General features: G+C 47.4%; 9 protein-coding genes and 1 tRNA gene. 5 read left to right on the forward strand and 5 right to left on the reverse strand.

The genetic code is table 11. The features are described 5' to 3' along the window. Window positions 1-5 precede the first annotated feature (5 nt). Window positions 6-533 carry a peptidylprolyl isomerase gene (locus VNK96_06700; protein ID HWP31395.1) on the forward strand — a complete coding sequence of 176 codons (528 nt, stop codon included), beginning with the start codon at window positions 6-8 and terminating at the stop codon, window positions 531-533. 228 nt (window positions 534-761) lie between these two features. Here the strand turns inward: VNK96_06700 and VNK96_06705 are convergent, their stop codons facing one another. From VNK96_06705 to VNK96_06720, 4 genes are all read right to left on the reverse strand, one after another. Further along, window positions 762-2039: a flagellar hook protein FlgE gene (locus VNK96_06705; protein HWP31396.1), complete on the reverse strand. Its 1278-nt coding sequence runs from the start codon at window positions 2037-2039 to the stop codon at window positions 762-764. Between the two features lie 75 nt (window positions 2040-2114). Beyond that, window positions 2115-2486 carry a TIGR02530 family flagellar biosynthesis protein gene (locus VNK96_06710; GenBank protein ID HWP31397.1) on the reverse strand — a complete coding sequence of 124 codons (372 nt, stop codon included), beginning with the start codon at window positions 2484-2486 and terminating at the stop codon, window positions 2115-2117. A 24-nt stretch (window positions 2487-2510) separates the two neighbouring features. Continuing rightward, on the reverse strand, window positions 2511-2894 hold the full coding sequence (locus VNK96_06715) for a flagellar hook capping FlgD N-terminal domain-containing protein (GenBank protein HWP31398.1): 384 nt from the start codon (window positions 2892-2894) through the stop codon (window positions 2511-2513). Between the two features lie 9 nt (window positions 2895-2903). Continuing rightward, window positions 2904-4448, reverse strand: coding sequence for a flagellar hook-length control protein FliK (locus VNK96_06720; GenBank protein ID HWP31399.1), 1545 nt, complete (start codon window positions 4446-4448; stop codon window positions 2904-2906). On the opposite strand from VNK96_06720, the gene hisC reads away from it, so the two are divergent. From hisC to VNK96_06740, 4 genes are read left to right on the forward strand one after another with little or no spacing between them, the layout of a single operon-like run. Continuing rightward, the gene (gene hisC, locus VNK96_06725) at window positions 4443-5660 is read left to right on the forward strand and encodes a histidinol-phosphate transaminase (GenBank protein ID HWP31400.1); all 1218 of its coding nucleotides are present in this window, start codon (window positions 4443-4445) and stop codon (window positions 5658-5660) included. The two genes, VNK96_06720 and hisC, sit on opposite strands and share 6 nt — an antisense overlap. A 41-nt stretch (window positions 5661-5701) precedes the next feature. Beyond that, complete coding sequence (locus VNK96_06730) at window positions 5702-7186, forward strand: hypothetical protein (GenBank protein ID HWP31401.1); 1485 nt, start codon at window positions 5702-5704, stop codon at window positions 7184-7186. After that, complete coding sequence (locus VNK96_06735; GenBank protein HWP31402.1) at window positions 7183-11868, forward strand: MG2 domain-containing protein; 4686 nt, start codon at window positions 7183-7185, stop codon at window positions 11866-11868. Before VNK96_06730 ends, VNK96_06735 begins: the two co-directional genes overlap by 4 nt. Before the next feature lie 2 nt (window positions 11869-11870). Then, entirely contained in the window at window positions 11871-12626 is a 756-nt protein-coding gene (locus tag VNK96_06740; GenBank protein HWP31403.1) for a VanW family protein, read from the forward strand. A gap of 39 nt (window positions 12627-12665) precedes the next feature. On the opposite strand, the gene VNK96_06745 is transcribed toward VNK96_06740, so the two are convergent. Further along, a tRNA-Met gene (locus VNK96_06745) sits at window positions 12666-12742 on the reverse strand. Between the last annotated feature and the right edge of the window lie 277 nt (window positions 12743-13019).

The raw sequence follows: 13019 nt of genomic DNA on the forward strand, positions 1-13019 counted from the left end.
ATTTTATGATTTCTCTCGTACCTGCATTATTGCTTCTGTTTTCCCCGCAAGCGAACCCCCGGGTGAGCATGGAAATCGAAAACCGGGGAAAACTCGTGATAGAACTCTTTCCGAAGGAAGCCCCGAAAACGGTGGAACATTTTCTTGACCTCGTAAAAAAGGGCTTTTACAACGGCGTGCGTTTCCATCGAGTCGAGAATAAGCCGAGACCTTTTATCGCAGTCACAGGGGATCCATTGACGAAAACACTTCCTCTCGACGACGAGCGAATCGGCACGGGGGGGAGTGGAAAGAAAGTTCCTTTCGAGAAAAATAACGTTCCGTTTTTGAACGGCACGCTCGGACTCGTTCGCGATGAAAAGGATGAAAACAGTGGCGATAGCCAATTCTTTATTTGCATCGGAAATCAGCGATTTTTAGATGGAAGATATGTGGCATTCGGACGAGTAGTGGAAGGACTCGAACTCCTTCCGAAAATTCAGCGGGGGGATAAAATTGTTCGGATGACTGTGATTAATCAAATGGAAGATTAATCCAATGGAATAAATTGGATGTCATCTGATTAATTTACGCCATAAAAATAAACAACGTAAAATGGCTCATCCTTGCGTACAGGTGAACCCTTTATGGGTCTAAACCTTTATGGGTCTATAAATCAAAAAAATCGGTTCCCCTTGCGCAAGCAGGGGGAACCAGAATTGTAAGGATGACATAGTGGTGACGAATCGAGTTCGTCACCACTCTTCCCAGACCTCGGAACCTTACCGTTTCACATTCAGCAGTTCCTGAAGCATCTCATCAACCGTCGTCACGATTTTTGTGTTCGCTTGGAAACCACGCTGGGTGATAATCAACTCCGTGAATTCGCTTCCCAAATCCACATTCGAACCCTCCAAGAAGCCTCCATGGATTACGCCTCTTCCTCCTGAACGCGGAGGTCCGATAACGGGAAGCCCAGAATTTTCCGATGCCTGCCACAAGTTATTTCCGATGCGTTCCAATCCTGCGGCATTCGGAAACTGCGCCAAAGCGATTTGTCCCAAGTGCCTGGTCAACCCGTTTGCGAAGATCCCCGTGATCGTGCCATCCAAGCCAATCCTGAAATCAACGAGTACTCCCGGTGGAAACCCATCTTGGTCTGTTAAGACCACTTGCGAATCGGCAGCCATCTGCGTTATCGCATCGAAATTCAAATTTACATTAAACACAGGAGCACCGTTCGAAGGCGTTATAGAAATGATTTGCGAAGCGCCTTGATTGATGAGTGCCCCGTTCGCGTCGAAATAGAGTGGTTGTCCAGTCGTTGCTGAACTCCCCACGAGAGTCGAACCTTCGCTTGCGCTCCAATCCCAACTCGAAACCGCACCAGGTGGGGGTGAGCCGGAAGGAGGAACTTGATGGTTCGAAAACGTGATTTCGATGTCGTGCGCCCCCCCGAGACTGTCGTAGACTCGGAAAGTAACTTCCCAAGAATCCGTCGGTGTTGCGAGTGCTCCGAGGTTTCCGGCAAATTTCGCCGACGTCGTAACCTGAACGGCTTGCAACTGCCCTAAAGGAATCGTGAGAAAACTATTCGCACTCAAAGGTGTGGTGGTGTCTATATTTCCGGAAGCGTCCGCCACCCAACCGAGCAGTTTTTCGCCTGTTGCGGTTTGCACGAGCGCGCCGAAAGCGTCCAAATCGATCGTTCCATCGCGAGTGTAGGCGATTCGCTCGCCGTTTCCCACGAGGAAATAACCATTACCTTGAATGGCGAGGTCGGTTTTTCGCCCCGTTGTTTGGAGATATCCCTGCTCGAGGTTCATATCCGTGCTACCGATCAAAACTCCGAGCCCGTACTGAAGGGGGTTCGTTCCTCCGAGCCCCCCCTCCGATGGACGCGTTGCCCCCCGGATACTTTGCGCAATCATTTCTTCGAAAGTCACTCGACTGCTTTTGAAAGCCGTCGTGTTGACGTTCGCTAAGTTATTTCCAATGACATTCATGCGCATTTGCTGCGCTTTTATGCCGGAGACTCCGGCTAATAATGCTTGAAGCATTTCATTTACCTCCTCGATTGTTCTTAATAGCGCAATGAGGAGACCCCCCAGCCCGTGCACCGAACCGAGTCCAGCCTAAACGAACACTGCGCTATCTATATTCGTGAATACATTTTCTTTGAGTTGTTCCTTCGTAACAGCAGTAATCACCGTGCGGTTGTTCACACTGATCACGAAGGCGATTTCGTCCAACATCACTAAGGATTCTCGACTACCTTTTTCTGCTGCGCGTTCGACTCCATTTTTCACTCGCTCCCATTCATCGCGATTCAATTCGATACCCCTGCTCTGGAGACGCGTCTGCGCATGACCGGAGAGCTTGAGATTCAACTCGTTCTTCAGAATTTCCGCGAATTCGAGTCCTTTCGAAGGTTTTTCGAAAGTTCGCTTCGTCCGTTGGACTTGCTGTTGTTCTACGAGCTGTTGAATTTTAGGGTTTACGCGCATAAGAAACCTCGTTATCTTTCGGAATCACATAGTTATTCGAATCACTTGTTCGAGACCGTACGGCATTCCGCCGACGATGACATTCACATTCCCGTTTCTCATCTCCACTGCTTCGACGACACCTCGAACGATTTCCCCACCGCTATCGTTCGGAAGCACTTCGACGACTTTTCCGATGAACGAAGCGCCCTGCGCAAGTTCCATTCCCTTTCGCATACGTCCAATGCCGTCCACCATTCCCAATTGCGCCATTTGTGCGAAGAAATCTCTATCGTTCATCGGTTCTAACGGATTTTGCGTGGAAAGTTGAACGACGAGCAAACGCAAGAAAGCATCCGCATCCAACGCATTTTTCTTCTCCGGCAACTCCGGAATGAAGGCATCGCTCGAAATGTTCTGAATTTGCATGTCGTTCTCCTAAACGCTAAAATCCAATCCCGAAGTGCGAAACCAAACCAACGAATTTGGTCGCAGATTTTCTGCTGTGGAAATTCCCTCATGCCGCCAAACGGGAGGAACCGGTGCTACCGAAAATGGCATCGAATCTCGATGAGGATTCGCTTGAGCGCCTATATGCATCCCCCCCAAGTGAAGTCCTCGGCTATTCAGAGCATGAACGAGTTGCTCGCGATTCGCTTCCAACACCGTGCGAACATCGGGATGCGAGACGAGTATTTCCGTCTCGACACGATGACCCTGTGTTCGAACTGTTACGGACAACTTGCCCAACTCGGGTGGGTCGAGTTGAATCGTAATTGTCTTTTCACGCTTGCTTTCCAACATTTCTTGCAAGCGTTCGATGACCGTATTCAGCAAAGGTCTTGTCTCGATTCTTTGCATAGGACGATTGTCTGGTGTCGAAGGTGAAACAGCATGCGGTGAAATTTCGCCGGGCATCGAGTTACGAATGCCGTTTTCCGAACGCGGTGTTGCCGGTCTTTCGACAGATTCTTGTTCCACATCGAAGTCAATTATCGAGGGTTCGGAAATAAATGCTTTTATGGGTTCATTCTCTCGATGCTCGACACGTTCGATGTTTTCGGCATGCGTATGTCGCCCTCGGATACGCTCCCACATATTATGCAAATCCAATGCATTCTCTGGTGCGATGGATAAAGGCGCGCGAGTCTCCGACTGCTGCTCAGCTTCGAATAAACTTCGCAACGCACGAAGCACTGTTCGATGAGGAACGCCTTCGCGAATCAATCGCGACACCCATTCGACAATCGTTTCTTCTGTGCCGCCTCTTTCGGAGCGTGAGCGCAGTACGTTTTCCGGAACGTGCGATGTTTCTGGCGTTTCACCCTCGATATGGGAACGAAGCCGATTGATCAAATCCTTTGCAATTTCCGGAACTTCGTTTTGATTCGGACTGCTCGGAAGATTTCGCCCCCCCTCTGGAGTCGAAGGATTTCCAGACATGCGAATTAAAAGCCTGCTGGGAATCAATGGAATCGCTACCCTCGGAGATTCTCCATCTTCCGATTTCATCCCCACCGGACGATGCGGATCTCCTGGATTCGCTGGCGATGAATTCACCTCACGTTGCTCAGCCGAATCTCTTATCGCGGTATGAGGAATAGCAGCCGAAACTGGCGTATTTGAAAGATAGAACGGCAGTTCGATACCTCCGAAAAACGGCACTCCGAGAAGCGGGATGCTCGGTTTTTCTTGGTATCCCCTGTCCGGCAATCGCTGTTCAGCATTCTGCTCTATCCCAGCAGCCCCAGGGTCCGACTGTTTTCCTATACTTGCTCTTCTCGTAATTTTTGATGTGACCAACCTGTTCGGAGAGGAAGCAGGCGCTTTTTCGACCGTGTTTTGTTGACCTTGGTCATTATCATCACGCTTTACGTTCTCCCTCACTTTTCCAAGCAGGTAGGTCGCCTTTTGCGGTGCTTCCTGTCCCGTCGGGCGCCGTTGAGGCAACGACGGGAGGATAGCGCTAAGTTCAATATGCATAGCGACACCCCCTTGGTGTATCCACAGGGAATCATCGGCTCAATTTGCGAAACCCTTCAGGTATCAGGCGTCTTTTTATCGAACGCAACTTACGGTAGAGTGGACTTGTCTTTTATGTCAGTCAAAGAAACTATCCGAAAACTCACTCCCTACTCTCCGGGTAAGCCTATCGAAGAACTCCGCAGGGAATTCGGCATTACCGGAGAAATCATCAAACTCGCGAGCAACGAAAACCCCCTCGGTCCGTCACCGAAAGCGGTAGAGGCGTTGCAAAAAGCAGCAAAGGAAATTCATCGTTATCCGGATGCATCCGGATTCGAACTCAGGCAAGCATTAGCGAAAAAACACGATATCCCCATCGAACAAATCGTTTTAGGTTCGGGAAGCGATGAATTGATTCATTACATCGGATTAATCTTTTTAGAAGCGGGCGACCATCAAATCATGGCAGATCCTGGATTCAGCCGTTACGAGCCACTTGCGACTCTCGTCGGAGCGACGACATCGAAAGTCCCTGTAGACAAAAATGGCAAACACGACCTCGAAGCGATGGCGAGAGAAGTCAACGAAAAAACGAAAATCGTGTGGATTGCAAACCCGAATAACCCCACCGGAACGATCGTACGAAAAAGAGAACTGCGAAGTTTTATCGATGATTTACCGAAAAACGTAGTTCTCGTTTTGGATGAAGCGTATTTCGATTTCGTGGAAGATTCGGAAATGCCTGATTCGCTCGAATGGGTGAGAGAAAATCGCGCCGATAAAGCAAAAGTTATCGGACTTCGTTCACTCAGTAAAACGTACGGGCTCGCTGGCGTTCGTATCGGTTACGGCTTTTTCCCCCCCGAATTTGCGGACGCGATACATCGAATACGAATGCCTTTCAATGCGAATTCTTTAGCTCAAATCGCAGCGCTCGCAGCCCTCGGTGATAAAGAGTTTTTAGAGCGCTCGAAAAAAACGAACCGCGAAGCGATTGAAAAACTCACGGAAATCTGTTCGAAATACAACGCAAAAGTTTACGAAAGCCATGCGAATTTCGTTTGGGCGGATTTCGGAAGACCTACTCAACCGATTTACGAAGCGCTCTTACGAAAAGGCATTATCGTCCGCCCCGGTTCGACATTCGGAGCACCGAATTGCCTGCGTATCAGTGTAGGTCTTCCACATGAATTGGAAATTTTCGAAAAGGCGCTTGGGTCGCTTCTCTAAAAAATATACTAAACTATAAGCAATCTTGTTCGGAGGCAGCAATGGGCTCTTGGCTCCCTCTCTACGCAATTGCGGTCGGGTTTCTCGTTTGCATAGTGGACTTCTTGCTCGGCAAAGGGACACGAACGGCTGCCAAGGCTTTTTGGGTTTGGCAAGGTTTCTATGGGTCTTGGTCGTTGCGAGTCACGTTGTTGATCGGTGTCGTCCTCGTCGCAGCGGCTCTAACCATCGAAAGATTTCGTAAAATTCCAGGAGAATGGCAAAGTGCCTTCGCATTTTTCCTCGGCGTGCTCGCCATCGTTTTCGCCGATGAAGCAGAAGTGCGAATGGGGCGTGCAAGGAAATCGCTCATTCCCTACGCTTTAGCCTTATTCCCTTCCGCCATCATACTTTTGCTCCCGATTCACGAAACCCAATTCTGGAAAGCCATCCTTTATATCCCTTTAGGCTCCGGATTTGCGGCAGCGCTTTTAGCAATAGGTGATAAAAGCCACGAAGCGAATTGGGGAACTATCACCACCTTTTACTCTTCACTTTTCGCTTTTTCGTTGCTTCCCGCATTCGCAAAAGATGAGGAGCATGAAGTCCCTGCTTTGCTCATCTTGCTAATGGCGGGGTTGTTGTCGGTTTCATTGGCGAATGTTTTTGCAGAACCATTTGCAAAATTATTTAAATTCGAACCTGTACCCGGCGCGAGCGCTGTTCTTTTCGGATTGCTCTTTGCAGTCGGTTCGCTACTTATCGGACAATATTATGTAAGTGACTTGGTCTTTACCGCAGTTGCTGTAAGCGGCGTGATTATAGCCGCGCTTTCTGCTTGGGTTTTATACGAAAAAGGCGAAGCGCATTCTGGACTTATCGGTCTTGCAGCCTTGCTTTGGATTGCAGGAATAACTGTTGCGTTCGGGTTAATGAAGGATTATGGGATAACAGTCATGTTGCTGAGTGCTGGCATGATGTATGCGAACTTTCCCGTGAAACGCACGTTGCTCGCATTCGGAATCGCCGTCGGGATTCTCTTTTATCGTGTATTCATGGAAATTCACAGTTCGGATGTAGAAGCAATAGCCATCGGACAAAGCACTTACAGTATTTTAGGATTGTTGATTGGGATTCTCTTACCCATTGCACTTTTAGAATGGGGGGCGAACATACGCGCACGCTTCAGCAATTGGGCATTAGCCGTGTTAGCGCTCTTTACCATCGTCGTTTTGCTCGCCGTGATCAGCGTGATGATGCTCGTGATGGACGAACGTGGAACAGTCGGATTTATCGTAGGAAACGCACTTTCGCCTATCGTGCTCCTGTTCAAAGGCACGGAGCGAATAACGGTTCTTGCAATTACCCCTGCACTTGCAAGCAGTGTTATCTTAGGCCTCCCCCTTTTGCAAAATTATTTCGGCATGGAACGAGAAGATAAAATCCGCCTCGTCGCTTATTTTGCGGCTGTTGCGCTCGTTCTTATAATCGTTGCGAAATGGCTCACGCAGATTCCCAAAGCCAAACGTATGGAGAAAAGTTCATGAAGAGCGTTCAACCATTCGAAAATTGGTTAGCGTCACGTCAAGCAGCGATTATTATCGTTTCGATCATCAGCGCTGTTCTTTTCGGAATGGGGATTAGAGACGACACACCTCTATCCACCGTTCACGGAATCGTTACACTCCCCAACGGTACACCTATGCCGAAAGCACGTGTGGTTTTATCACCCGATTTCGATATCGAAGGCCGTATCCCCCCCACGAAAACGATTCGCACCGATTCGGAAGGAAAATTCGTTCTCACGAGAATCCCGTCCGGTAGTTATCACATCGAGGTCGTCACGAAAGCGCATTCGTTAGACATCCCCTTTAAGAACATCGAAGAGGGAGAAAACGAACTGAACCTTATACTCGAACCGAGCGACCCGTTTCTCGAAGTCAATTTAACACAACACGTATTCCTCCCTGGAGAAGAACCGAAGATATTTTTCGAAGGGTTCGATCCGACGAACGAACTTCGATTGAAGATTTACGAGATTCGTTTCGATAAAATCGTCGAAGCGGGCGGGCTCGAGTCCGTTTTATGGCCCGTCGGTCGGTGGGGAAAAACCATTCCAGACAAAGATCCCTCCTTCGAAAAACTGCGGGAAATCAAGCAACCACTAACAACTCGAGATATCGAGGGAGTTTTTCAAGAAGAATTTCGTTTACCCCCCCTGTCCCACGGGTTTTATTGGATAGAGGCAGACACGGGATTAATTCGAAACGGCACTTATATTCTCGTTTCGGAAATCGCCCTCGTCACGAAAAACATTCGCGGCAGTCTCTTGGCTTATGCGAGCCACTTGAAAACGGGAGAACCTATCGAAGGAGCGAATATCTATATAAAAAACGGAAAATCGCTGCATCTTTTAGGAAAAACGAACGCTAATGGCATCCTCGAAACGAACTACCGAACGAACGACGAAAACCTCACTTTTACGGCGCAATACGGAAACTCGCGCGCTTTGGTTACAAGTTACTCCTATGGAAAGCAAGACAAGTATCGTGCATTCCTCTACACCGACCGTCCTATTTATCGTCCAGGAAATACGATTCATTTCAAAGGCATCCTCCGCCGCATCGAAGGTTCGCAATTAAAAATTGCGAACAACAAAACTTTGGAAATCGAAATACGAGACCCCGAAAACTACCTTCTGGAACGTTACCAAGTTACGACGAATGAAATGGGCTCTTTTGCAGGTTCTTTCGAAACGAATCCGGAAGGACTCGTAGGCGGATATACTCTGAGTTGTAAATTCGAAGGTTTCGAAGAAGCCATAACTATCCCCGTAGCCGCATATCGCAAACCGGAATTCTCTGTCACTGTAAAACCAGACAAGCCTTATTTCGTCCGCGGCGACAAAGCATCCTTCACCGTCTCTGCTGAATACTACTTCGGAGGTCCCGTGGTGGGGGCACAAGTTAGTGCGTATCTTTACCGTGACCATTATTGGGGAAACATTGCGGAGTCCGAAGAAGAAGCGGAATATTATCTTAGTTATTACGGTCGCGGTGCCGGCTCGCAGTTTATCTTTTTGAAAGGAATTACAGATGAAAATGGAAAAGCCACATTCAGCATCGAAACGGATGATTTACCAGAAAAAAGTTCTTTAGATTGGATATATACCATTGATGCAGTCGTCGAAGAACAAGGGGGAAAGTCTTTTTCAGGAACAGGCTCGCTTTTAGTCTCTCGCGGTGCGTTTGCGCTCTATGTAGAACCTACGACTTATGTCTGCGCACCAGGAGAGAGCATCGAACTTTACGTTGAAACAACTCGATTAGATAATAACAAGCCAGTTCCGAACGTCCCTGTGCAAATAAACTATTATTATGAAGACTGGACACCCAAATCGAAATCGACCACAACCAATATAGGAACTTCAGAAACGACGACAGGAGAGAATGGTACGAGTGAACTCCGAATCACCCCTCCACGCTCAGGAAGCTTACGTATAGAGGCTACAGCCAAAGACAACCGAGGAAACATCATCGTTCACGAGGTGTGGATATGGGTCGCTCGTGAAAACGAAACGCTGAATTACAATTACAAAGACCTCGAGGTTACACTGGATAAACCCAAATACAAAACGGGGGAAAACGCAAAAGCGGTTATCAATACGAAACATGCGGGGGTGCATGCCCTGGTAACACTCGAAGGTGAACGGGTTTACCGCAAAGAAATCGTGCTTCTGAAAGGGAATACCAACGTTTACGAATTCCCCATCACGCAAGAACTTCTCCCCAATGCCTATATTTCCGTTTGTTACGTCAAAAACAAAACTTTTTACGAATCGGACGACCGGCTTCTCTCTTACGACCCGAAAAAAACCATACGCGTCGAAATAAATTCCGACAAAGAAACCTATGAGCCAGGTGAAGAAGCCACCTACACTATTCGAACTTTAGATGAAAATAACCAACCGGTAGACGCAGACTGCTCCTTGGCGGTCGTTGACGAATCTATCTTCGCGATACTAGAAGACAACAGAAACATATACGATGGTTTTTATCCGATAAGATATAACAACGTAAATACGGGTTATTCTTTTCCTCAGATCTATTTCGGTGACGAAGATAAAGGAGATATCGTTACGGAAATACGAAGGCGATTCCTCGACACTGCCGCTTGGATTCCATTTATACGCACCGGTCCTCGAGGAATTGCCACGGTAAAAATAAATCTGCCTCACAACATCACCTCCTGGCGCGCAACAGTAAAGGCAGCAACCGCAGACACAGCGGTGGGTTCTGCAAAACAATTGGTTACCGTGCGTAAACCTCTCATGGTGCGTCTGCAAGCGCCTCGCTTCTTCACACAAGGTGACCGAACGGAAATTCGAGTCGTCGTGCACAATGCAACCGGCTCAGACACGAATGTGCGCGTTCGACTCGACGCAACAAACGCTCGAATTGAAGAAAGCAAAGAAAAAATCATAAACGTTTCTACGAAAACCCCAGAGACTGTAAGTTGGTATCTTAACACGAATTCACCTGGAAACATCAAACTCACAACAACTGCCATATCCGATAACGGCAAAAGCGACGGCATGGAACTAACGCTTCCTGTTTTGCCGTTCGGTGAACAACTCATCCAATTCGAGAGTGACGCAGTAACGACTGAAAAAACCTTGACATTTCGCGTAAACCCGAATGCTTATAAAGCTTCCGGTGGATTAGAAGTAACCCTCTCACCCACTCTCGCCTCTGTGGCATTGGAAACACTTCCCTATCTCATTTATTATCCGTACGGATGCATCGAACAGACTCTCAATAGTTTCCTTCCCGCGGTAATTTTCTCCGCTCATTTGCCTACCTTTTCCAAACTCGACCCAGAGACCTTCGCAAAAGTTCCTGATATCGTCGAAAAAGGTTTTACTCGCATTCGCGTTCTCCAAAATGAGGACGGAGGATGGGGATGGGCAGACAACGATTCTTCTTCTCCGGAAATGACTGCATTGGTGCTCGAAGGTTTCGCGCGCGCAAGAAGTGTTGGATACGAACCACCAGAAGATAGTCTAAAACGTGGAATCCTCTTTGCAAAATCTTGGATAGAAAACAAGAACACCCCCATTACAAAATATTTCACCAGTCATATTCAACTATTGAATGCACTTGCACGCAACGGGGAAAGGGATTTCGTGATAAAAAAATTAAACACGATTCCCTGGAACGAGCCGAGAAGCGTTCACGACGACATTCTCCTTCTCCGCATGTTCATCGCATTAGGAGAAAATTACAAACGACAACAAAACCAATTTCTGGAAGCCATATTGAAAAAAGCCTCACGATCACCGGACTCCGTACATTGGGATACTGAAACTCCTTTTTACTGGGGCGCGGAACTCACCGCAATGGCTGCCGAAGCGATAACCGACATCAACCCGAATCACCCCGTATTGCCGAAAATCCTCCGTTGGCTAATGCTGAAACGCCGATTCGGTTATTGGTGGAGCACGAAAGACACAGCGTCCACCCTTTTTGCAATCGTGAATTATTTAGACAAAACGAAAGAATTAGAACCGGATTACACATTAGATATCGAAATCAACGGGAAAATATATCGTTCTTTACGAATTAATCGCTTGAATATCGGAATGCGCGATTTACGATTTTTGATTCCTATATCGAATCTAAAAGACGGAGAAAATACGCTCCATTTTCGTCTAAAAGGAAAAGGGAAAGCCTACTATTCGGCGAAACTGGAACAATTACTCCCGAGAGAATCCCTTCCGCCGATCGAGGGTAACAACGGTCTTAAAATTCAGCGTGCGTTTTACGAACTTGAGCCACGCCGAACCGAAGAAGGAACATTGCGTTTACTTCCGAGCAAAAACCCTATAGAAAGCATCGAAAAAGGGAAACTCATTCGAGTCGTTTTGCGCATTGATGCTCCTTATGGCGGGGAATTTGCTTTGATAGAATGTCCAATTCCTGCAGGATGCGAAATCGAGGAAAAAGAATTCTGGGACGAATGGCATTTTTGGTATTCGGGAATTGATATACTGGACGATAAAATCGTATACCTCGCAAGGTCTCTTCGATACGGTCGAGAAGAAATCGAATTCACCCTTCGCGCAGAAACCATCGGAAAATATCGCACTCTTCCAGCGAGCATCAGCAATATGTATAACCCGAGCATTCGGGCGACATCCTCGAGCACGCTCTTCGAAATACGTCCATGAACATGAAAAGAATCATCCTAACTTGCATTTTATTAGTCCCGACGATATTCGGGTCATTCGGTTTGATAACACAAAAACCCTCTTGGGTGCGCATTGCGACATATTCGACATCGCTGCAAGGAAGAACACTTTCACAAAAACATAATTCGATTCTTGCCGCTCAGAAACTCGATGGCGTGGTAATTCCACCGGGTAAAGTTTTTTCATTCAACAAAACTGTGGGAACATGGTCTCGCTACGAAGGATATCGAAAAGCACCCGTGAGTTACAATGGTCAAATGATAAAAGCATGGGGAGGCGGTGTTTGTCAAACTTCTACGACCTTATATAACACTGCGCTTCTCGCAGGGTTGGAAATCATCGAAAGAAATCAGCACCGTTTCGCTCCTGAATATGTCCCCCCCGGTCGTGACGCTGCTGTCGCATTCGAAAATATAGACCTCCGTTTCAAAAACCCTTATCCCTTTCCCATTCTCATTAAAAATCGAACAACGAATGAAAGACTGCAATTCGAAATCCTCGGCAAAAAACCTCTAAATTGCAAAATCCAAATCGTTCACGAGATTCACAAAGTGAACGTTCCGAAGGAATTTTCCTTACAGTCCTCCTCCTTTGTTTCCCGAACAGCACATCCGGGAAACCCCGGTTTTGCGGTCACAGTTTACAGGGTCTTCCAATCGGATAGAGGAATTCGCAAAGAACTGGTTTCTCGAAACTCTTACCCCTCGGCCCCGAGAATCACCTTTTCCAGCCGGTAAGCAGCGTTCGGCATACGCAAAAAAAAAGAAGTTAGAAAATGGTAGCGGAGGTCGGATTCGAACCGACGACCCAGCGGGTATGAACCGCTTGCTCTGACCATCTGAGCTACTCCGCCGACTCCCCGAAGATTTTACCCTTATCAATTAACACCTTTCACAGTTCACTACATTCCCAATAACATACTAAAAAAGACGGTAACAAATTATCAACTCCCCTTGCGTAAGCAGGCAACCTTTCGAGGAAAAGGTCATCAGAACGACACGCAAAAAACTGTAACGGCAAAGAAACTGCAACTAATGATAAGAAGTAACTAATAAGTAAAACCGTACCGATAAGCAACGCTGTAATAAATAATCGGTTCCCTTTGCGCAAGCAGGAGGAACCTTACGGAG

Source organism: Fimbriimonadales bacterium (assembly GCA_035559795.1).
Taxonomy (GTDB): domain Bacteria; phylum Armatimonadota; class Fimbriimonadia; order Fimbriimonadales; family ATM1; genus DATMAR01.